The sequence below is a fragment of the Nonomuraea sp. NPDC049607 genome (genome assembly GCF_040675375.1).
Lineage (GTDB): Bacteria > Actinomycetota > Actinomycetes > Streptosporangiales > Streptosporangiaceae > Nonomuraea.
Map to the genome: position 1 here is coordinate 91,586 of NZ_JBFAOV010000002.1, position 19,566 is coordinate 111,151.

General features: G+C 71.7%; 22 protein-coding genes. 8 read left to right on the forward strand and 14 right to left on the reverse strand.

Annotated features, from left to right (window positions below):
- Nucleotides 1-250: 250 nt before the first annotated feature.
- The 9 genes from AB0J97_RS04610 to AB0J97_RS04650 all read right to left on the reverse strand — a co-directional run bounded on the left by AB0J97_RS04610 (nt 251) and on the right by AB0J97_RS04650 (nt 7,370).
- The gene (locus tag AB0J97_RS04610) at nt 251-1,144 is read right to left on the reverse strand and encodes a sigma-70 family RNA polymerase sigma factor (RefSeq protein ID WP_364084461.1); all 894 of its coding nucleotides are present in this window, start codon (nt 1,142-1,144) and stop codon (nt 251-253) included.
- A 10-nt stretch (nt 1,145-1,154) separates the two neighbouring features.
- Nucleotides 1,155-1,541 carry an STAS domain-containing protein gene (locus tag AB0J97_RS04615; RefSeq protein WP_352327166.1) on the reverse strand — a complete coding sequence of 129 codons (387 nt, stop codon included), beginning with the start codon at nt 1,539-1,541 and terminating at the stop codon, nt 1,155-1,157.
- 53 nt (nt 1,542-1,594) lie between these two features.
- A complete protein-coding gene (locus AB0J97_RS04620; protein ID WP_364084465.1) occupies nt 1,595-2,572 on the reverse strand; it encodes a phosphotriesterase-related protein in 978 nt (325 codons plus the stop codon).
- Between the two features lie 121 nt (nt 2,573-2,693).
- Nucleotides 2,694-3,434 carry a class I tRNA ligase family protein gene (locus AB0J97_RS04625; RefSeq protein ID WP_364084468.1) on the reverse strand — a complete coding sequence of 247 codons (741 nt, stop codon included), beginning with the start codon at nt 3,432-3,434 and terminating at the stop codon, nt 2,694-2,696.
- The gene (locus AB0J97_RS04630) at nt 3,332-4,090 is read right to left on the reverse strand and encodes a class I tRNA ligase family protein (RefSeq protein WP_364084471.1); all 759 of its coding nucleotides are present in this window, start codon (nt 4,088-4,090) and stop codon (nt 3,332-3,334) included. Before AB0J97_RS04630 ends, AB0J97_RS04625 begins: the two co-directional genes overlap by 103 nt.
- Before the next feature lie 133 nt (nt 4,091-4,223).
- Nucleotides 4,224-4,727 (reverse strand): TrmH family RNA methyltransferase, encoded by a 504-nt coding sequence (locus tag AB0J97_RS04635; protein ID WP_357699342.1) that lies wholly within the window; start codon nt 4,725-4,727, stop codon nt 4,224-4,226.
- 120 nt (nt 4,728-4,847) lie between these two features.
- Nucleotides 4,848-6,080 carry an APC family permease gene (locus AB0J97_RS04640; protein WP_364084474.1) on the reverse strand — a complete coding sequence of 411 codons (1,233 nt, stop codon included), beginning with the start codon at nt 6,078-6,080 and terminating at the stop codon, nt 4,848-4,850.
- Nucleotides 6,081-6,186: 106 nt separating this feature from the next.
- Entirely contained in the window at nt 6,187-6,645 is a 459-nt protein-coding gene (locus AB0J97_RS04645; protein ID WP_357699338.1) for a universal stress protein, read from the reverse strand.
- Between the two features lie 107 nt (nt 6,646-6,752).
- On the reverse strand, nt 6,753-7,370 hold the full coding sequence (locus tag AB0J97_RS04650; protein ID WP_364084479.1) for a DUF998 domain-containing protein: 618 nt from the start codon (nt 7,368-7,370) through the stop codon (nt 6,753-6,755).
- Between the two features lie 215 nt (nt 7,371-7,585).
- On the opposite strand from AB0J97_RS04650, the gene AB0J97_RS04655 reads away from it, so the two are divergent.
- Nucleotides 7,586-7,936, forward strand: a complete 351-nt coding sequence (locus tag AB0J97_RS04655; protein WP_357699334.1) for a MerR family transcriptional regulator — start codon at nt 7,586-7,588, stop codon at nt 7,934-7,936.
- A 19-nt stretch (nt 7,937-7,955) separates the two neighbouring features.
- Here AB0J97_RS04655 and AB0J97_RS04660 read toward each other — a convergent pair whose 3' ends face one another.
- Both AB0J97_RS04660 and AB0J97_RS04665 read right to left on the reverse strand, forming a co-directional pair.
- On the reverse strand, nt 7,956-9,122 hold the full coding sequence (locus AB0J97_RS04660; protein WP_364084483.1) for a low temperature requirement protein A: 1,167 nt from the start codon (nt 9,120-9,122) through the stop codon (nt 7,956-7,958).
- Between the two features lie 10 nt (nt 9,123-9,132).
- Complete coding sequence (locus tag AB0J97_RS04665; RefSeq protein WP_364084486.1) at nt 9,133-10,065, reverse strand: sensor histidine kinase; 933 nt, start codon at nt 10,063-10,065, stop codon at nt 9,133-9,135.
- Nucleotides 10,066-10,245: 180 nt separating this feature from the next.
- On the opposite strand from AB0J97_RS04665, the gene AB0J97_RS04670 reads away from it, so the two are divergent.
- Complete coding sequence (locus tag AB0J97_RS04670) at nt 10,246-10,800, forward strand: DUF1707 domain-containing protein (protein WP_357699328.1); 555 nt, start codon at nt 10,246-10,248, stop codon at nt 10,798-10,800.
- On the opposite strand, the gene AB0J97_RS04675 is transcribed toward AB0J97_RS04670, so the two are convergent.
- Both AB0J97_RS04675 and AB0J97_RS04680 read right to left on the reverse strand, forming a co-directional pair.
- Nucleotides 10,770-11,882 carry an aromatic ring-hydroxylating dioxygenase subunit alpha gene (locus AB0J97_RS04675; RefSeq protein ID WP_364084489.1) on the reverse strand — a complete coding sequence of 371 codons (1,113 nt, stop codon included), beginning with the start codon at nt 11,880-11,882 and terminating at the stop codon, nt 10,770-10,772. The genes AB0J97_RS04670 and AB0J97_RS04675 overlap by 31 nt on opposite strands.
- A 63-nt stretch (nt 11,883-11,945) precedes the next feature.
- Complete coding sequence (locus tag AB0J97_RS04680) at nt 11,946-13,040, reverse strand: NAD(P)/FAD-dependent oxidoreductase (RefSeq protein WP_364084492.1); 1,095 nt, start codon at nt 13,038-13,040, stop codon at nt 11,946-11,948.
- Between the two features lie 50 nt (nt 13,041-13,090).
- On the opposite strand from AB0J97_RS04680, the gene AB0J97_RS04685 reads away from it, so the two are divergent.
- The 4 genes from AB0J97_RS04685 (at nt 13,091) to AB0J97_RS04700 (ending at nt 16,516) form a co-directional block, all read left to right on the forward strand.
- Nucleotides 13,091-13,654, forward strand: a complete 564-nt coding sequence (locus tag AB0J97_RS04685; protein WP_357699322.1) for a TetR/AcrR family transcriptional regulator — start codon at nt 13,091-13,093, stop codon at nt 13,652-13,654.
- 89 nt (nt 13,655-13,743) lie between these two features.
- Entirely contained in the window at nt 13,744-14,115 is a 372-nt protein-coding gene (locus AB0J97_RS04690) for a hypothetical protein (RefSeq protein ID WP_357699320.1), read from the forward strand.
- A 115-nt stretch (nt 14,116-14,230) separates the two neighbouring features.
- Complete coding sequence (locus AB0J97_RS04695) at nt 14,231-15,694, forward strand: DUF2079 domain-containing protein (RefSeq protein WP_357699318.1); 1,464 nt, start codon at nt 14,231-14,233, stop codon at nt 15,692-15,694.
- 30 nt (nt 15,695-15,724) lie between these two features.
- On the forward strand, nt 15,725-16,516 hold the full coding sequence (locus AB0J97_RS04700) for an NAD(P)-dependent oxidoreductase (protein ID WP_364084497.1): 792 nt from the start codon (nt 15,725-15,727) through the stop codon (nt 16,514-16,516).
- Here the strand turns inward: AB0J97_RS04700 and AB0J97_RS04705 are convergent.
- Complete coding sequence (locus AB0J97_RS04705; protein WP_364084500.1) at nt 16,513-17,595, reverse strand: glycosyltransferase; 1,083 nt, start codon at nt 17,593-17,595, stop codon at nt 16,513-16,515. The two genes, AB0J97_RS04700 and AB0J97_RS04705, sit on opposite strands and share 4 nt — an antisense overlap.
- A 38-nt stretch (nt 17,596-17,633) precedes the next feature.
- Between AB0J97_RS04705 and AB0J97_RS04710 the strand changes: the two genes are divergently transcribed.
- Together AB0J97_RS04710 and AB0J97_RS04715 are read left to right on the forward strand one after the other, a co-directional pair.
- Nucleotides 17,634-18,452 (forward strand): PIG-L family deacetylase, encoded by an 819-nt coding sequence (locus tag AB0J97_RS04710; RefSeq protein WP_357699313.1) that lies wholly within the window; start codon nt 17,634-17,636, stop codon nt 18,450-18,452.
- A 49-nt stretch (nt 18,453-18,501) separates the two neighbouring features.
- Nucleotides 18,502-19,560, forward strand: coding sequence for a lysylphosphatidylglycerol synthase domain-containing protein (locus tag AB0J97_RS04715; RefSeq protein WP_357699311.1), 1,059 nt, complete (start codon nt 18,502-18,504; stop codon nt 19,558-19,560).
- Nucleotides 19,561-19,566: the final 6 nt, after the last annotated feature.

The following is a 19,566-nucleotide window of genomic DNA, read 5'->3' on the forward strand; positions in this document are numbered from 1 at the left end:
TGGGTGGACCGCGATGGGGGTGGGGGCGGCTATGCTGCGCAGTGACGTTTAGCAGTGCCCCACTTGGGCGTTTCGAGGGAGACTTGCGCGATGTACAAGGAGTTCGCTGTCGAGGCCGTCATGTGGCTCGTCCCGGTTGCGGTGCTGATCGGGGTCGCGCTCCTCGTCACCGCCTGACCCAGGACCCGAGGAGTGACGGGGGCCGGGCGCAGGCTCGGCCCTCGTCCGCTGCCTGAGGCGCGGCCGGGAGTCAGGATGCCCAGGCCGGCAGGGGGCCGTCCTGGCGGAGCCGTTTGAGCGCCTGCTTCTCCAGCTGCCTGACGCGTTCCCTGGTCAGCCCGAGACGGTCCGCGATCTCGCTGTGGCTCTGTGCCTTCTGCCCGGTGAGGCCGTACCGGAGCTTGATGACGAACGCCTCGCGCGGCGGCAGCGACGTGACCACCTCCCGGACGTCGGCGCTCATGGCACGGTGTTCGGCGACGTCCTGCACCCCCATGCCGTCCTCGTCGGCGATCAGATCGGCGATGCGGCTCTCGCCGGACTCCCCGACCGGGAGGTCCAGGCTGACCACGTCCTGGCCGAGGCCGCGTAACGCGGCGACCTGGCCGGAGGGCAGCGCGGCCGACCGGGCGAGCTCGCCGTCCGTCGGGTCGCGGCCCAGGTCGGCGGCGAGCTGCCGCTCGACCCTGAGCAGCCGCGACAGCTCCTCGCCCACGCGGATGGGCAGCCGTACGGTGCGGCTCTTGTCGTGGATGCCGCGTTCGATGGCCTGGCGGATCCACCACATCCCGTACGTCGAGAACTTGTACCCGCGGGTGTAGTCGAACTTCTCCACGGCCCTGATCAGCCCGAGGTTGCCCTCCTGGATGACGTCGAGCAGCGGCAGCCCGCGGAAGGCGTAACGCTTGGCGGCGGCGACGACCAGGCGGAGGTTGGACCTGATCAGCTCGTCCTTGGCACGCCGCCCGTCGCGTACGAGGTGTTCGAGCTCGGGGGTGCCGTCGCCGCGCCCGATGAGGTGGCCCGCGTACAGGCCGGCCTCGATGCGGCGGGCGAGGTCGACTTCGTCCGCGGCGGAGAGGAGGGGGTTCTTGCCGATCTGCTTCAGGTACATGCCGAGCGGATCGGGCTCTGCGGCCGACATGTACCGGCAACTACCCGGTGAACGGCGGCGAATTCCCGGCTTCGTTGAGTTCCGCGATGGCGAGTTCGGCCGTGCTGCGGATGTCGAAGAACTTGTCCAGCGCGGTGATCGCGAACAGGTGCTTGCACCGGCCGTTGAGACCGGACAGCAGCAGCTTGCCGCCGGAGGCGGTGACGGCCTTGTGCAGGTAGACCAGCACGGACAGGCCGGAGGAGTCGCAGACGCTGACGGCCTGCATGTCGATGACGAGGAGCGGCGGCTGGGTGAGGTCGAGCGCCTTGGTGACACGGTCGCGCACCTCGGCCGCGGACCCGAAGTCGAAATCTCCAGTCAGCCGCGCGATGACGCAGGGGCCCTGGAGTCCGAGGCTGATCGACAAAGCCTGCTCCGAAGTCACCCAGCTCCACCTACCTGCGTCGCTTTCCCACTTGTCGTTACTTCTCGACCACTTTACGAGAAGTAACGCCTTGGGTTGAACACCAGCATCTGCTCAATCTGGTCGTCGGTGACACCGGAGTCGAGCAGTGCGGCCAGAACGTCATCGTGAATGTGATCGTAGCGCCAGTTCGGCGCGAGCGTGCTTCTGGCCTCGTCCCATGCGCCGCCGAAGTAGTCCATGAAGCAGGCGGCGTCGTGGCTGAGGACCATGCGGTCGGCGTATCCGCGTCCGCAGAGGGCGGCGACCGTGGCCACGCGCTGCTCGGTCGAGTTGTAGGCGTCGAGACCGAACCGGTCCATCCCCAGCGTCGCGCCGGTGTCGGCCAGGCGCATCAGGTAGTCGAGGTCGTTGCTGTCGCCCGCGTGCCCGATGACCACCTTCTCCAGGTTCACCCCTTCCTTGGCGAACAGGTCGAGCGCGAGCAGACCGCTCTGGGTGAAGGAGTTCGTGTGTACGGTGATCGGCGCCCCGGTCCGTACGTGGGCCCGCGCGACGGCCCGGCAGATGCGCTCGACGCCGGGCGTCAGGCCCTTGTGCTCCACCACGCACTTGAGCAACGCGGCCTTGACCCCGGTGTCGGCGATGCCCTCGGTGAGGTCCCGGACGAAGTCGTCGATCATCGGGTCCGGCATGTCGAGGAACAGGCCGGGGCCGCGGTGCTCGTACTGGTGGGGCAGTTCCTCGAAGGCGTAGAGGCCGGTGGCGACGACGATGTTGAGTCCGGGCACCCCGGCGGCCACGCGCTGGATGCGCGGGATGTGGCGGCCCAGGCCCCACACCGTCGGGTCGACGATCGTCCGCACGCCCTTGGCCGCCACCGCGTTGAGCTTCGAGATCGCGTCGGCGACCCGGAACTCCTCGTCCCACCAGGCGCCTTTGCCGTAGTTGTCCACGTGCTCGGCGGCCACGACGAAGACGTGCTCGTGCATCAGCGTCTGACCGAGCTCCTCGACGTCGATCGGGCCGCGGACGGTCTCGACGGTGGGCATGGGACCTCCATACCAACTGGTCAGTAAGTGGGCCCACCGTAGGCCGCCCCTGCCGCACCGTCAACCATCCCCGGGTCGGCACGTCCGCACCGGGGGTGGACGCGTCCGTACATGTCAGGACTCATCGGGTCAGGCGCGGGAACAGCGGCTCCGGCCGTGGCAACCGCTCCCCCGCCACCGCCGCCGCCACCCGCGCCGCCGCCGTCGGCAGGAAGGGCTCCAGCTGGTCGGCCAGCGTCCGGCACGCCCCTACCAGCACGCCCAGCGACGCCTCCCGCTCGGCCGGGGGCTGCTTCCACGGCCGGACGCGTTCGACGTACCTGTTCGCCTCCTCGACCAGCCGCCACACCGCTCCGGCGGCCCGGCGGAAGTCGAAGTCCCCCAGCGCGCCGTGCACGTCGCCCGGCCCGAACTCCTCGCGCACCTCCGGCACGTTCCCGTCCAGGAACCGGTGGACCATGGTGACCACCCGGTTGACCAGGTTGCCCACGCCGTTGGCCAGGTCCTCGTCGGCCCTGGCGACCAGGCGTTCCTCGGTGAAGTCGGCGTCGCCCACGCGCGGCACCTCGCGCAGCAGCCACCACCGCACCGCGTCCACGCCGTACGCGTCCACCAGGGCCACCGGGTCGGCGGCCGTCCCGGACGACTTGCTGATCTTGCGGCCGTTCGCCGTGAGGTAGTCGTGCACGAAGATCTGCGAGGGCGGCGGCTGCCCGGCGGCCAGCAGCATCGCCGGCCAGTAGACCGCGTGGAAGCGGATCACCCCCTTCCCGACCAGGTGCACCTTGTCCGGCTCGGCCACCCACCAGCGCTCGTAGTCCGAGCCCTCCAGGGCGGTGACGTAGTGGCGAGGGCGTCCCACCACACGTACACGACCTGGCTGGGATCGCCCGGCACGGGGATGCCCCAGCCGCGGGCGCGCGCCGCCGACCGCGAGACGCTGATGTCGGCCAGCCCCGCCTCGACGAACGCCAGCACCTCGTTGCGCCGGGCCGCCGGCTCGATGCGCAGGTCACCGCCGCGGATGAGGTCGAGCAGGGCGTCCTGGTAGCGGGAGAGCCGGAAGAACCAGTTCCGCTCCGACACCGCCTGCAGGGGCGCCTCGTGCCCTTCCGCGCAGGGGCCCTCCGGGTAGAACTGCTCGCAGCCCACGCAGTAGAGCCCTTCGTAGTGCCGCTGGTAGAGGTCGCCTTCGACGGCCTTCCAGATGCGTTCGACGCCGGCGCGGTGCCCGGGATGGCTGCTCGTCCTGACGAACGCGTCGAAGGACAGGTCCAGCGGTTCCCGCAGCTCTTGGAAGGCGGCCGCGTTGCGGTCCACGAACTCCCGTACCGGCACTCCTTCGGCCTCGGCGGCCAGCACGTTCTTCAGCGAGTTGTCGTCGGTCCCGGTCTGGAACCGCACGGGTTCGCCGCGCCGCCGGTGGTGCCTGGCCAGCACGTCCGCCTGGACGAGCTCCAGCGCGTGCCCGAGGTGCGGTCGCGCGTTGACGTAGGGGATGGTCGTCGTGATGTACATCGGTCGCCTCCCGAAGGGGCCCCGACACGACGAGAGGCCCCGGGTCGCAGGGCCTCAACAGGTCGTCGTCGGTGAAACCCCCTACGGGGTCATCATCACCGCGCTGATCGTCATGTTCGGCATCGTACCGTTCTCAGGCGAGCCCGGCGAGCTTGTAAAGCACCAGCGACCCGGCCACCGCCACGTTGAGGCTGGCCCCGGTGCCGATCATCGGGATCTCGACCACGGCGTCGAGCAGGTCGAGCGCCTCGCCGGGGATGCCGGTGGCCTCATGACCGAGCACGACGACGGTGGGCTCGCGGGCCATGGGCAGGTCGGCCAGCCTGATGGCGTTCTCGGCCAGCTCGACGCCCAGCACGCGCTCGCGCCGGGAGGCCAGCCAGGGCAGCGGTTTCACCCAGTGCACGCACGCCCCGGCCCGCAGCGTGTTCCCCCTGGCCAGCGCCTCGGGGACCCACGGCAGGCGCGGCACGGCCATGCAGGCGCCGGCCGCGTCGCAGGTGCGCAGCAGGGTGCCGAGGTTGACGCCGTGCATGGGCCACAGTGGGGCGACGGTGAGGTGGCCGAGGCATCGGGGCGGCCTGCGCCGCCGCTGGGCCCGGAGCTCTCCGGAGGTGCGCACCCGGATGCCGCTCATGCGGCCGGGAGGAGGTTCCTTACGCGGACGTTCACGAGGAGGGCGCTTTCGTCGGCACGCCCGGGCCATCACCGAAGGGATTCGCGGCCAGTCTACGCCCGCGAGCCGGTCGAGGCACGATCACGAGCGATGGCGTACGGCCCACGCGACCAGCCCCACGGCGAAGACCGCCACGCCCGCGAGCACGGACGCGAGCGGCAACGTGAACGCCAGCACCAGGCACAGGACCAGCCCGAGCGCCGGCACGGCCTTGACCGGCGCGCCCTCGGCCCGCGAGAGCGTCAGCGCGCCGGCGTTGGCGATCGCGTAGTAGACCAGCACCCCGAACGAGGAGAACCCGATCGCGCCGCGCAGGTCGGCCACCAGCAGCAGCACGACCACCGCGGCCCCCACTGCCGCCTCGGCCCGGCGCGGGACCCGCCGCTGCGGATCGACCGCGGCCAGCACGCCCGGCAGGTCGCGCTCCCTGGCCATCGCCAGCACGGTGCGCGAGACGCCGAGCAGCAGCGCGAGCAGCGCCCCGAGCGAGGCCACCGCCGCCCCTGCCCCCACGACCGGGACCAGCCACTCGGCCCCGCCCCGCCGTGCGACGTCGGCCAGCGGCGCCGCCGACCCGGCCAGCCCGGACGCCCCGAGCGTGCGCAGGGCGGCCACCGCCACCAGCGTGTAGACGACGAGCGTGACGCCCAGGGCGATGCCGATCGCCCGCGGGATGGCACGGGCCGGATCGCGCACCTCCTCCCCCAGCGTGGCGATCCTGGCGTATCCGGCGAACGCGAAGAACAGCAGCCCGGCGCCCTGAAGCACCCCCCACAGGCCGGCCCCGGACAGCGCGGCCTCGGGCGTCACAGGCGGCCGCTCCCCTGTCAGCCCGGCGACGATCACCGCCGCCAGCACGGCGAGCACGAGCACGACGATCACCCGGGCGACCGCGGCCGAGCGCTGGACGCCGTAGAGGTTGAGAAGGGTGATCGCGACGACCGCCGCGACGGCCAGGGGCCGGGCCGCGCCGGGGGCGACGTACGAGCCGAAGGTGAGCGCCATCGCGGCGCACGAGGCCGTCTTGCCGACGGTGAAGCCCCAGCCCGCCAGGTAGCCCCACAGCGGGCCGAGCCGTCGCCTGCCGTAGACGTAGGTGCCACCGGACTCGGGGTAGAGCGCGGCCAGCCGAGCCGAGGACGTGGCGTTGCAGTAGGCCACGACGGCGGCGAGCGCGAGGGCGGCGAGCAGCTTGCCTCCCGCCGCGGCGGCGGCCGGGGCGAAGGCGGCGAACACGCCCGCGCCGATCATCGCGCTCAGCCCGACCACGACCGCGTCGCCGGTGCCCAGCCGCCGTGCCAGGCCGTCAGCCATGCCGCCCCTTCCTCCGGGCCCGCGCCCGCGTCGGGGGTCGCCGGTCAGGGGATCCCGAGGGGGCCCACTCTGCCGTACGTTCCCGGCGTTCCCGTCCCCGGGGCCGTCAGGAGGTCGCCTCGGGGCCCGGGACCACCAGCACGGGACGGCGGGCGTGGTGCAGGACGCGGTCCGAGGTGCTGCCGAGCAGCAACGACCGCACTCCGCCCAGTCCCCGTGTCCCGGTGACGATGAGGGTGGCGTCGATCTCGTCGGCCACGTCCACGATGGTCGACCACACCGCCACCGAGTCCAGGTCGCACCGCGGTGTCGCGTCGAGGCCGGCCTCGCGGGCCAGCTCGGCGCCGTGTCCGGCCAGCTCGGTCATCGCCTGGCCGATCGCCTCGTCCTCGGCCGCGGTGTTGTCGAGGGTCATCATGAGCCCGGCCGAGGCGCGGGCCGAGGTCATCGCCAGCCGCTCCCACACCGTGAGCACGACGGCGGACCTGTCCTGCACCGCTCGTCCGGCGAAGGCGATGGCGGCCTTGGAGTCGTCCGAACCGTCATAGGCGATCAAAATGGTCATGTTCACAGCTCCTTGCCCGAGGTCAGATGCCTCTCCTCTTTCCAGGAGCGGACCGTTCTCACGCGAAAAGGGGCGGGAAGATCATCCCGCCCCTCGCGAACCAGGCGTCACGCCAGCACGGCCGACACCCGCCGGGCCGCCGGCCTGAGCATCGACAGGCCCGCCAGCGCCAGCACCCCGATCTCGGTCACGACCACGACCCGCTGCGTCAGGCCCGCCGGGATGTCGTCGTTGCTCAAGGGGATGCCGAACATGCGCACCACGTACGGGACCACGACCAGCAGCAGCGCGCCGAGGGCCACGCCGCTCAGCACCCGCATCGCCGTGGCGTACCTGGTCCTGGCCTTGGCCAGCAGGAAGCCCGCGGCGGGCATCACCAGGAAGGCGGCGAAGGCGGCGTAGCGGTGGATGCCTCCGGACAACGACAGCGGCACCCCGGGACGGTCGGTCGGGAACGCCCCGATCAGGAACATGCTCGCCCCCCACGCCAGCAGCAGCGCGACGACCCAGCGGTTCGCTCCGGAGCGGCGCAGCGCCTCGGCGATCAGCCCGGACCCGACGGCGAACAGCGTCAGCGAGGCCGGCAGCAACCATCCGGACGCCTGGAAGGCGTACTCGCTGATCACGCTGTGCAACGGGTCGAGGCCCGCTTCGGCGTGCAAGGTGAGCATGGCGCCGGTCCCGGTGCCGATCGCCGTGAATCCGCTGGCAAGCAATCCCTTCATGCCTTAAAGCTCGCGGAATGCGCTCCTTGCCAACATCGGAGATGAGCCCCAGCGGGCCCTGACTCGTCCCTTAAGACCTTGGTCGCGGGGCCTCAGGGTCGAGCCTCCGACCTGCGGGAAGATGACCCTGAGTAGGGCCTGCCCCCTCAGGGTGGCTACAGCCGGCGGCACCCTCGATTTGACTTCGAGTGCACTCAAAGGGTGAACCTGTACGCATGACGATCCAAGAGGCCGCCCAGCGTTCGGGCCTCAGCGCCCACACCTTGCGCTACTACGAGCGCATCGGGCTCATCCACTCGGTCGGCCGCAACCTCAGCGGGCACCGGGACTACGCGGAGGAGGATCTCCGCTGGCTGGACTTCCTCACCAAGCTCAGGACCACCGGCATGCCCATCGCCGACATGTGCCGTTACGCGGAGCTGCGCCGCATGGGCGAGCACACCTCCCCCGAGCGCCTGGCCATGCTGGAGCTGCACCGCGAGCGCGTCCAGGCCAGGATCGCCGAGCTGAGCAAGGACATCAAGGTCCTCGACCTGAAGATCGACGTCTACAAGGGCCGGGTGTGAACGGGCGTCCTCCCGCCCGCTAGCCGAGCGCGCCGGAGGCCGGGCGCCGGGCCTCGCGCCTGGTCACACCGGTCACGATCACCAGCGCGACCAGCACGACGGCGATCAGCGGGACCGGCGTCGGCGTCAGCGCCGACAACAGCACCAGCACGGCCGCCCCCAGGAAGGCCGCGCTGTCGGCCGCGCCGTAGCGGTGGGGCCGCACGTGCAGCAGCCAGACCATGAACAGGAACACCGCGACGGGCACCGAGACGGCCAGCGCCGCGCCCGTGCCGGACAGGTGGGCCGTGCCCGACTCGAAGTCGATGGCCACCTCGACCCCGGCGCTGAAGGCCCCGACGGCCGCGAAGACGGCGTAGTGGCCGTACCCCCACAGGATGGCGCGCCTGGTGGAGTCGAGGATGTCGGCGGTCGGCGGGTCGAAGTAGAGCCACCACATGGCGAACGCGATCACCAGCGCGCCCAGGGCCAGCACGATCAGCTCGGGCCGCAGGCCGCCGCCGCGCGCCTCGCCCTGGAAGGCCACCGTGGCGGCCAGCACGTTCTCGCCCATCATGATGATCGTGAACGAGCCGTACCGCTCGGCGATGTGGTGCGGGTGCCAGGCGGTCGGACTGCCGCGCTCGGCCCATACGGGCACCGAGAGCTCCAGGACGACGCCGAACGCGAACGCCGCCAGGTACCACTCCCCCGGCACGACCAGCAGCGGGATCCAGCCGGCCTGCGCGAGGCAGATGCCGACGGCGTACCGCACGGCCGTACGCCGTCCCGCCGGGTCGCCGCAGGCCGCGCGCAGCCAGTGGGCGGCCATGGCCAGGCGCATGATCAGGTATCCGGCGTAGACGACGCGGAAGTCGTGGTCCTGGAACGCCCTGGGCACCCCGGCGGCCAGCACCAGCACGCCCGACATCTGCACGAGCGTGGTCAGCCGGAACAGCCAGTCGTCGTTGTCGTAGGCGGAGGCGAACCAGGTGTGGTTCATCCACGCCCACCAGATGGCGAAGAACGTGGTCAGGTAGCCGAGGACGCCCTGGGCCAGGTGCCCTTCGCTGAGCGCGTGGTGGAGCTGGGAGCCGGCGAAGGAGACCGCGACGACGAAGCACAGGTCGAAGAAGAGTTCGAGGTTGGTGGCGGTGCGATGGGACTCGCCCGCGTCGCGTGCCCGCATGGGCCGGAGCCGGATCATCCTCCGATGTCTACACCAGGACGTCCGGCAGGTCGAAGTAGGCGCGGACCGCGGTCGCGCCGGGGCGGGTGTGGACGCGTACGAGATCGCTGAGCAGGTTGACGATGAGCAGGCCGCGCGAGCCGGAGCGCTGCGCCTCGACGGGGACGCGTCCGGCCAGCGGATCGGCGATGTGACCGCGGTCGGCGACCTCGCAGACCAGCCGCGCGTCCTCGGTCCAGATCCTGACCAGGCCGGAGCCGCCGCCGTGGTCGAGGCTGTTCGCGCCGAGTTCGGCCACCACGAGGCGGATGTCGTCGAGCCGGTCGTCCCCGAAGCCCGCCGCACTGGCCTGCTCGCCCGCGAGGTTGCGGGCCGCGGCCAGGTCGGTGCGGTCGAAACGCAGGGAGACGCACGCCGCCGGCTCGTCGAAGGGCCGGTTGTGCCGGGCGACGACCAGATCGGGCGCGTAGCGGGGGCTGGCCCGCTCACCTGTGGCGTCGCGCAGCACGGGATGGGTGCGCTCGGCCTCGCGCAGCACCTCGGGCGTCAGCCCCTCCAGGTCGTACGGGCACAGGATCGTGACGTGCCGGCCCGCGAACGACAGATTGATCAGCGCCTCGTGCTGGGCGCAGGCCGGGTATTCGGTGCCCGAGCGACCGGGCCAGACGGGCTCGCCGATGATCCGCACGTGCTGGCCGGGATGCCGGTCGGCGACGGCCCGCAGCACGGCGGGGATGATGCGCCCCGGGTTGCGGCCCGCCACGCCCATGTCGATCAGGGTCACCCGGGAGGCGTCGGCGCCGAGCCCGGCCTCGATCCTGGCCAGATTCGCGGCGGGCACGGCCACCGCGACGGGCTCGCCTGCGGCCAGCCCCTCGCGCACGAAATCCGTGGTGGCAGCCACATATTCCGGGTCACCTCGGTAGAAGAGGGCCGGATGCACGAAGAGGTCCGCCGACATCAGGCATCACGGTACCTGCGCATGAGGACTCCAAGACAATCAAATGGGTATTTGTCGGGTGTGAAGAGACTTCAGCTCGTACGCAGGCCCCTGAGGGGGCGCCGGTACTCCCACCTCGATCTGCGGACCCCTTCAGGGCGACGCCTCCCGTTCTGATCGCCGCGAACCTATGCTCGGGACATGTCGGAAATGCAGATGCGGGTCTCCGACGAGGACCGGGAGCGCACGGCAGGGCAGCTCCAGCAGGCGTTCGCCGAAGGCCGCCTGACGCGTCCCGAGCTCGAAGACCGGCTTGAACTCGCGTTCACCTCCAAGACCTATGGCGACCTGCTCGGCCTGATCACCGATCTGCCCGCCGGGACGGCACCGGCCGACGACGTGGTCGAGCTGGAGTCCAAGAGCGGCCACGTGCGCCGCTCGGGCGACTGGGCCGTCCCCCGGCGGCTGCGGATCGCCTCCAGGTACGGCAGCGTCGATCTCGACCTGTCCCAGGCCGTCATCCCCCACCCGGTCGTCGACCTCGAACTCGACCTCACGTACGGCTCCGCCAAGATCGTCGTTCCCGAGGGCGCCGTCGTGAACGTGGACGCCTTCCGCACCGACTGGGGGCAGACCGTCGTCACCGACGTGCCCGGCAGGCGGCGGCCCGGCGTGCTCTACCTGGTGGTCGGCGGCCGGGCCAAGTACGGCGGCCTGCGGGTGCGCTATCCGCGCAAACGCTGGTTCACCCACTGATGGAAGGCCGAGATGTGGTGCTCGCTCGGCACCAGCACGCCGCCCGCCCGGTAGGCGCGTGACCCCATGCCGAGCTGGGTCCGCTCGCAGGCGTCGAAGTCCTGCTCGTTGACCCGGTGGAACAGCTCGACCGACGGCGACAGGTCGGCCCCGGAGGCCACCACGTCCGGGTGGTAGAGCCAGTCGCACTCGACGACCGTGCGGTCGGCGGCCATGGGGAACATCCGGTGCAGGATCACGTGGTCGGGCACCAGGTTGACGAACACCTGCGGCTTGACGGTGATCGCGTAGTAGCGGCGGTCCTGCTCCGGCGCCACGTCGGGGAGGCGGCCGAAGCCCGCGCCGCCGTCCACGGTGAAGCCCTCGACACGCGGCGCGAACTCGGCGCCGTGGCCCACGTAGTACTGGGCGGCGTACCCGCCGGCGAACTCGGGCAGCACGGCCACCAGCTCGGGGTGGATCGTGGCGCAGTGGTAGCACTCCATGAAGTTCTCGACGACGAGCTTCCAGTTGGCCTTGACGTCGTAGACGAGGCGGCGGCCCAGGGCGAGCCGGTCGACGTGGTAGTTCTCGATCGCGGCGGGGTCGCCGAGGCGCTCGGTGGCCGCGTACGTGACGGTGTCCTCGAAGGAGGGCGGCTCGTCGGCCAGGCACACCCAGGCGTAGCCGAGCCATTCGCGCAGGGCCACCGGGACCAGGCCGTACTCGACGCGGTCGACGTCGGGCATCCTCGCCAGGTTGGGGGCGGCGGCGAGGCGGCCGTCCAGGTCGTAGGACCAGGCGTGGTAGGCGCACCTGATCGTCCGTCTGACCTCGCCCTGCTCCTCCATGCACAGCCGCGCCCCGCGGTGGCGGCAGACGTTGAGGAAGGCGCGCAGCAGCCCGTCGCGCCCGCGGACCACGATCACGCTCTCCCCGCCCACCTGGACGGTCCGGAACGCGCCGGGGCCGGGCAGGTCGCCGGCCCGGACGGCGCAGAACCACATGGACTCGAAGATCTTGGCCTGCTCCTCGGCGAACAGGTCGGGATCGGTGTAGGAGCGGCCGGGAAGCGTGGAGATCAAGCTCGACGTGGTGGTCAACCGACACCCCTTGTTGCGTATTACGCACCGAGTTGCTCTATATGCGACATCGTCCGGCGGCTTTCACAAGGCTGTCAAGAGGTAGGAGCTGAACCTGCGCAGCGACTCCGTGTGCACCCAGGTCGCCATCCGGTCGGGGAGCAGTCCGGCGAACGAGCGCTGCCGGTTCGTCACCTCGGTCCCGGCGATCATGGCGGGCCGCCGCGCGATCCGCGCCCTGGCCCGCTCGTACGCGCGCAGGTCGCCTCCGGCCGAGCGGGTCAGCAGCCAGGCGTCCTCCAGCGCCTGGTTGGCGCCCTGGGCCATGGTGGGCGGCATGGTGTGGGCCGCGTCCCCGGCCAGCGTGGTCGGACCCCTGCCCCACACCCGGGGGATCGTGTGCCGGTGGTGCGGGAAGAAGTCGATCTCCTTCATCGTCTCCAGCACCGTGGGCACCGGGTCGGCCCAGCCGCCGAACCGCTCGCGCAGGCGCGGCACGATGTCGGGGTCGTCCCCCCAGAACGGCCCGCCGGGCGACGCCTGGACGTCGAACCACCACAGCAGCCTGCCCTCGCCCGCCGGGATCAGCCCGCACAGCTCCCGCCGTCCGGCGATCATCACCGCCCGGCGAGCCCCGGTCAGCGACGTCGGCGCGGTGGTGAACCCCTGCCAGGTGACCCAGCCGCTCAGCGTGGCCGGATCGTCCCCCCACAGGGCGCGGCGCACCGCCGACCTGCGGCCGTCGGCCCCCACCAGCAGGTCGCCGCGTACGACGCGGCCGTCGGACAGCCGCGCCTCGGCCCGCTCGGGCTCGGCGTGCTCGACGCCCGCGCCGTAGACGACGGGCACACCCTCGCACAACGCCTCGACCAGCTCACGCCGGGCCACGTGGACGCACGGACACCCGTAGCGCCGCTCGGCGGCGGTGAGGTCGATGGTGAACAGCCGGCGGCCGTCGTCGGCCCACGACTCCATCGTCTCCAGCCGCCATCCGACGTCCGCGTGCCCGACGCCGAGCTCGTCGAGGATGGCCGTGCTACCGGGCCACAGGGTGACCGAGCCGCCCGCCGTGCGCTGCTCGGGCGCCTTCTCGTACACCTCGACGTCATGACCGGCGTTCAGCAGGCCGCGCGCCGCCGCGAGCCCCGCGACCCCGGCTCCCGCCACGATTACTCTCATAGAAGCCCCACTTTGAGAGACTGTCAGTATCAGATACTTGGAGTATCACAATGTCCGCGCGTGGCCGCAAGCCCGACCCCACGGTCCATCACCGCATCAGGCAGGCCGCCACCGAGCTGCTGCTCTCCCACGGTCTGGACTTCACCATGGACGACGTCGCCCACGCGGCAGGCGTGGGCCGGGCGAGCGTGTTCCGTCGCTACGCCACCAAACGCGACATGCTGCTCGAATCGCTCGGCGGCCTCATGGACACGCACGTCGCCGTCCCCGACACCGGCTCGCTCGAAGGCGACCTGCGCGTGGTGGTCGCCGACACCCTCGCCCTGTGGCGGCAGCCCGGCGTCGCCCGCCTGACCAGGCAGATGTACGGCGAGACCGGCCGCGACCCCGCCGTGGCCGACATCATCCGCACCGGCATGCGCACCCGCATGGAACGTTCGTGGATCGTCTACGAGCGCGCGATCGACCGCGGCGAGCTGCCCCCGGACGCCGACCTGTGGCTGCTGACGGACCTGTTCGCGGGCCTGGTGACCTACCGAGGCATGCTCGACCTGCCCATGCCCGGCCCGGCGGAGGTCGTCGAGGTGCTGCTGCGCGGCTTTACGCGCATCTGACGGCCGGAATGTTAGCGGCGTGCAAGCGGCGATCAAGCAGAGATCGCTAATGTCCTCCTCGTACGGAAAACCAACGAAGGGCACCAAAAATGACTCCCCCTCGCCGACTCGCCCTCGCGGTCGCGACGATCTCCCTTGCCGTTCTGTCCACCGCCTGCGGTGCCGTCGGCCAGGCCGTTGACTGCAACAGCGCCGTCAACGAGCTTTCGAAGATCACCACTGAGTGGAGCGGCGCCATCACGAAGAACGCCACGGACACCGCGGCGATCGGCGACGCCTCCAAGGCCGCCGCCGCCAAGACCAAGGAGCTCGCCGGCAAGTACGACGGCGACGTCGCGGCCGCCCTGAACGACTTCGCCTCCGGCTTCGAGAGCCTGGAGAGCGGCGACCTCAGCAAGGCGACCGAGTTCAGCGGCAAGATGAGCGGCTTCACCACCAAGATCACCGCTGCCTGCTCCTGATCGGCCCGCGGTCGCCGCACCGCCTGCGGGGGGCAGGCCGGCGCGGTGACCGCGTCATCCGGTCCGTCGGAATGGGGAACGGACAGGACCGGATGGCCCCTTTACGCTTGCTGCCGTGACGGACGAAACGGTGATCGCACGGCCGCAGGCAGACACCGCACTCCCCGCCAGAGTGCTCTTCCGCCACCGTGTGCGGGTCGGCGCCCTCGCGCTGCTCGCCGCGGTGGCGTACGCCGTTCTCGGCCTGGTCAAGCTGGCCACCTTCCGCGCGACCACGTTCGACCTGGTGATCGTGGATCAGGCCGTGCGCAACTACGCCCGGTTCCGGCCGCCGTACGTGCCGGTGCTCGGCGTCTTCCACGAGCGCGGCACGGACTACCTCCAGCTCGCCGACCACTTCTCGCCCATCTACGCGCTGCTCGCGCCGTTCTACTGGGTGCACGACGGGCCCGAGACGCTCATCGTGGCCCAGGCGCTGCTGTTCGCGGGCGCGATCCCGTTCCTGTGGCTGTTCACCCGGCGCGTGCTCGGGGTCGGGCCCGCCTATCTGGTCGCCGTGGCGTACGCGCTGTCGTGGCCGATCGCGCAGGCCGTCGCGTTCGACGCGCACGAGGTGATGTTCGTCCCGCTGCTCACCGCGATCATGATCGAGCGTTACCACGCCGGGCGCGTGCTGCCGGCGTTCCTGGCGATGCTCGGGCTCCTGCTCGTCAAGGAGGACATGGGGCTCCTGGTGATCGGGGCGGGGCTGTACCTGTTCGCCGTCGGCGACCGCCTGCGCGGCGTCGTGGCCGCGCTGCTCGGCGCGGGGGCCGTCGTGCTCGTCCGCGGCCTGCTGATCACCTCGTTCGGCGGTGACAGCAAGGACTTCTGGGCCTACGGCCACCTCGGCCCCGACGCGCCCGGCGCGCTGCTCGCGATGTTGCGCGACCCGCTCGCCGCCCTGCTGCTGCCCTTCAGCGACGAGGCCAAGGTCGACACGCTGTTCCTGCTGGTCTGGCCGACGCTGTTGCTGTGCCTGCTGTCGCCGCTGTCGCTGGCGGCGCTGCCGCACGTGCTCGAACGCCTGCTGTCCGACCGTCCGCAGTGGTGGCAGGCCGACTTCCAGTACAGCGCGTTCACCGTGCTGATCCTCTTCTGCGCCGGCGTGGACGGCCTGGCCAGGCTGCTGCGCTGGACCGGCCGCGCCGATCGGCAGGGGCTCAAGCTGGCCTGGGCCGCCGCGGCCTGCGCCGTCGCCCTCACCCTGGTGCCCAGGTTCGCGCTCGACCAGCTCTACCATCCCGCCTTCTACAAGGAGGACAAGGCCGCCGCCGCGGCCGAGGCGGTGAGCAGGGTGCCCTCGGGGGTGACGGTCGAGGCGGTCAACTCCGTCGGCCCGGCGCTGAGCTCGCGCACCACCGTCCTGCTGTGGAGCGCGGCCCCGCGCGGCGCCCCGTGGATCGTGGCCGACACCGCCCGCTGGGAGTTCCCGTTCGGCTCGGCCGACGACCAGCGCAACCGGGTCGAGCAGCTCCAGACCGAGGGCTACACGAAGGTGTACGAACGCGACGGGTACGTCGTCCTCCGGCGGAACTGACCGTACCGGCCGATGCCGCAGAATGTCGGCATGGGAATGATCGTGCTCACCGGCGCCGCCGGCATGGTGGGCGGCGCCGTACGCGAGCGGCTCCGCCAGTCCGCCACCAGGCTGATCCTGGTCGACAGGGAGCTCATGGAGGCCGGGCCGGGCGAGGAGGCCGTCCGCACCGACCTGTCGGACCTGGCCGCGACCGTGGCGCTGGTCAAGGGCGCCGACGCGATCGTGCACCTGGCCGGCGTGCCGGACGAGGCGCCCCTGCCCGACCTGCTCGACGGCAACGTGCTGACCACCCACCGCGTGCTGGAGGCGGCCCGGCTGGCCGGCGTGCCACGCGTGGTCCTGGCCAGTAGCAACCGCCTGACCGGCATGTACCCGGCCACCGCGACGATCTCCCCCGACCTGCCGCCGCGCCCCGACGGCCTGTACGGCGTCAGCAAGGCCGCCGTGGAGGCCCTCGGCCGCCTGTACGCCGACAAGTTCGGCCTTGAGGTGGTCTGCCTGCGCATCGGCAGCCTGGAGGCCGAGCCTCAGGACGTCCGCCACCTGGCGACCTGGCTGAGCCCCCGCGACTGCGCCGGGTTCGTCCACGCCGCCGTCACCACGCCCGGCCTGCGCTTCCTGGCCGCCTACGCCGTCTCGGCCAACACCCGCCGCTTCTGGCTGCTCTCCCCCGAACTCGGCTACGAGCCCGAGGACGACGCCGAGTCGTACGCCGCCCGCGTGACCGGCACGCCGGACGCCTTCTTCACCGAGGGCGTCCCGCAGGGCGGCGACTTCGCCTCGCGCGAGTACACGCTGCGCAGGGGCGGCCTGGCCTAACGCGCGATCGCCTGCTCGTAGGCCCGGTCGAACCCCTCCAGCACCCCGGCCCACGAGCCCGCGACGGGCGGCGTCGACCGGTTGTGGGCGGCGATCTCCCTGCGCAGCCCCGCGTCGGAGCACAGCCGCGCCACCGCCCCGGCCAGGTCGCCCAGCGTGCGGCCGAGCAGCCCCTCGGTGCCGTCCTTGACGAAGTCGGCGACGCCGCTCTGGGCCCTGGCCACCACCGGCACGCCGGCCGCCCGCGCCTCCAGCGCCGCGATGCCGAACGACTCCCTGGCCGCCGGGGCCACGAAGACGTCGGCCGAGTCGAGCACCTTGGCGATCTGCTCCCGCGTGTAGCGGCCCGGCAGCGACACCCAGCCGGTCATGCCGTGCTTGACCAGGAACCGTTCCATGCGGGCGCGGGCGGGCCCGTCGCCCACGATCGTGGCGCGCATCGGGATCTCGGCGGGCACCCGCTCCCGCGCGGCCAGCAGCAGCCTGAGCAGCCGTACGGGCTGCTTGCGCGGCGCGAGCCGGCCGACGGCGACCACGTGCACCTCCGCCCGCGCGGCGGGCACGCCCGGGGAGGGCGCCCAGCCCGTCAGGTCGAGGCCGTTGGAGACCACCCGCACCGGCACGCCGGCCCCCGCCACCGCCCTGATCGGCGCCGCCGCCGCCGTGCTCACCGTGGTGGCCACCAGCCCCCAGCGCTGCCAGCCGAACGCCAGCCGCAGCAGCCGGTAGAGCCCCCGCGTGACCGGGTCCCACATGCTGTGCACGGTCACCACGCACGGCACCCCCGCCCGCCGCGCCGCCCGCACCCCCATCCAGGCGAACGGCGAGACCGCTCCGGTGTGCACGTGCACCACGTCCGGCCGGACGACGGAGATGCCCCGAGTGAGATGCCCCACTCCGAACGGATGGACCGGCAGGTCGAACGGCATCCTGGCGACGACCCTGCGCACCCCCGGCAACGCCTCGCCCCTGGTCGCCGTGGCCACGAGCACGTCGTGCCCGGCCTCGCGCTGAGCGCGCACGAGGTCGGCCACCTGGACCTCGATCCCCCCGAGTCTCGGCAGGTAACAGTCACTCACGTGAAAGATCCGCACCCCTCCCAGACTAATCTGGGCGTGTGCCTCCACGTACCGCGGTCTTCTTCCACGCCCATCCCGACGACGAGGCTTTGCTCACGGCGGGCACCATGGCGATGCTCGCGGCCGAGGGCCACCGCGTGGTGCTCGTGGTCGCGACGGCCGGCGAACGCGGCCTGGCCGAGATCGGCCCCGGCGAGGAGCTGCGCGAGACCAGGCTCAAGGAGCTCTACGAGTCGGCCGCGCTGCTCGGCTGCGCCCGCGTCGAGTGCCTGGGCTACGGCGATTCCGGGCTCAGCCCCAAGGGCGGCGTCGCCGACGAGCGGCCCGACAACGCCTTCATCGACGCCGACACGGAGGCCGCCGCCAGGGCGCTGGCGGCGATCCTGGAGGAGGAGAAGGCCGACCTGCTGTCGATCTACGACCCGGCCGGCGGCTACGGGCACCCCGACCACGTGCAGGTCCACCGGGTGGGCAAGCGGGCGGCGCAGATCGCGGGCACGGAGATCGTCCTGGAGGCGACGGTCAACCGCGACCCGCTGGTACGGCTGCTGCGCATGGCGGGCCGGGTGTACAAGTTCCCGCCGGAGTTCGACGTGCGCACGTTCGAGAGCGCGTACTCGGCGAGCGACACGATCACCCACCGGGTCAACGTCCGCCGGTACGCCCGGCAGAAGCGCGCCTCCATGGCCGCGCACGCCTCCCAGGCCAGCGGCGGCGACAGCGACCGCACCCTCGCCGTCATGCTGAAGGTCCCCGGCCCGCTCTACCGCCTGGTCTTCGGCACCGAGTGGTTCGTCCGCCGCGACCTGCCCCCCGGCGCTCGTCTCACTCACCCCTTCGACCGATGGCCGAAGTAGCACCTGAGGGTGACGTGCCGGCTCCGGCGACCCGTCAGACTGGTGGGCGATGAAGAACAAGCCGCTCCAGATCGCCCTGTCCGTCCTGTCGCTCGGGCTGGCCGTGCTGCTCGTGGTCTACCTGCCGCAGATCGTGCGCACGCTCACCGGCAAGCCGGTCTCCTGGCACGCGATCGGCGAGGTCTTCGGGGCGCTCGGCGCCGGCCAGATCGTCCTGATGACGGCCCTGTGGCTGCTGAGCCTGCTGGCGTACACGTTCGTGCTGACCAACTCGCTGCCGGGGCTGACCAACCTCCAGGGCCTCACACTCAACGCGGCGGGCAGCGCGGTCAGCAACCTGCTGCCGTTCGGCGGCGCGGTCGGGGTGGCGCTGTCGTTCGCCATGACCAGGGGCTGGGGCTTCGCCAACCGGCCCATCGTGGTGATGACGCTGGTCAGCGGCATCTGGAACACCTTGTTCAGGTTCATCCTGCCGGCTGTGGGCATCATCGCGCTGCTCATGGCGGGCGAGGTGCTCGACCCGGCGTTCGTCAAGGCGGGCTGGACGGGCGCGATCTCCATCCTGGCGCTCTGCGTGATCGTGGCCGTCGCCCTCTACTGGGACCGCGCCGCCGCCGTGCTCGGCCGGGCGCTCGACGGCCTCACCCGGCTGCTGCGCCTGAAGGTGCACGCCTCCGAGGCCTTCCACCGGCTGCGCGCCGACACCGCGGAGATCGTCCGTACGCGCGCGCTCGGCCTGTCGCTCGGCATGGTGTTCTTCCTGGGCTTCCAGTGGGCCATCATGGCGGCCTGCATGTGGGCCACCGGCGCCTGGCCGGGCCTGGCCCAGTCGATCGCGGTCTTCGCGCTGTCCCGCGTGCTCACCAGCGCCGTGATCACGCCCAGCGGGGCCGGGATCATGGAGAGCGGGGTCGCCGCGTTGCTGATCACGTTCGGGGTGCCGGGCACTCCGGCCGTCGCGACAGCACTACTTTTCGGCTTCTGGACTTACACTATCGAGATCCCGTTCGGCGGCCTCGCACTGGGCGCGTGGGCGCTCCTGCGCAGGCGCAACGGCCGGAACGCCGCCGCGGAGCCCCCGTCCGCGATCTCGAAGGCCCCCCAGTGACAATCC

Coding starts and splice junctions, on each gene's coding strand:
- AB0J97_RS04680 (WP_364084492.1), bottom strand. CDS start 13,040: ATGAGAGTAATCGTGGCGGGAGCCGGGGTCGCGGGGCTCGCGGCGGCG.
- AB0J97_RS04640 (WP_364084474.1), bottom strand. CDS start 6,080: ATGGCTGACGGCCTGGCACGGCGGCTGGGCACCGGCGACGCGGTCGTG.
- AB0J97_RS04635 (WP_357699342.1), bottom strand. CDS start 4,727: ATGAGCGGCATCCGGGTGCGCACCTCCGGAGAGCTCCGGGCCCAGCGG.
- AB0J97_RS04630 (WP_364084471.1), bottom strand. CDS start 4,090: ATGTACATCACGACGACCATCCCCTACGTCAACGCGCGACCGCACCTC.
- AB0J97_RS04715 (WP_357699311.1), top strand. CDS start 18,502: ATGAAGAACAAGCCGCTCCAGATCGCCCTGTCCGTCCTGTCGCTCGGG.
- AB0J97_RS04655 (WP_357699334.1), top strand. CDS start 7,586: ATGACGATCCAAGAGGCCGCCCAGCGTTCGGGCCTCAGCGCCCACACC.
- AB0J97_RS04620 (WP_364084465.1), bottom strand. CDS start 2,572: ATGCCCACCGTCGAGACCGTCCGCGGCCCGATCGACGTCGAGGAGCTC.
- AB0J97_RS04660 (WP_364084483.1), bottom strand. CDS start 9,122: ATGATCCGGCTCCGGCCCATGCGGGCACGCGACGCGGGCGAGTCCCAT.
- AB0J97_RS04670 (WP_357699328.1), top strand. CDS start 10,246: ATGTCGGAAATGCAGATGCGGGTCTCCGACGAGGACCGGGAGCGCACG.
- AB0J97_RS04665 (WP_364084486.1), bottom strand. CDS start 10,065: ATGTCGGCGGACCTCTTCGTGCATCCGGCCCTCTTCTACCGAGGTGAC.
- AB0J97_RS04685 (WP_357699322.1), top strand. CDS start 13,091: ATGTCCGCGCGTGGCCGCAAGCCCGACCCCACGGTCCATCACCGCATC.
- AB0J97_RS04690 (WP_357699320.1), top strand. CDS start 13,744: ATGACTCCCCCTCGCCGACTCGCCCTCGCGGTCGCGACGATCTCCCTT.
- AB0J97_RS04700 (WP_364084497.1), top strand. CDS start 15,725: ATGGGAATGATCGTGCTCACCGGCGCCGCCGGCATGGTGGGCGGCGCC.
- AB0J97_RS04610 (WP_364084461.1), bottom strand. CDS start 1,144: ATGTCGGCCGCAGAGCCCGATCCGCTCGGCATGTACCTGAAGCAGATC.
- AB0J97_RS04650 (WP_364084479.1), bottom strand. CDS start 7,370: ATGAAGGGATTGCTTGCCAGCGGATTCACGGCGATCGGCACCGGGACC.
- AB0J97_RS04645 (WP_357699338.1), bottom strand. CDS start 6,645: ATGACCATTTTGATCGCCTATGACGGTTCGGACGACTCCAAGGCCGCC.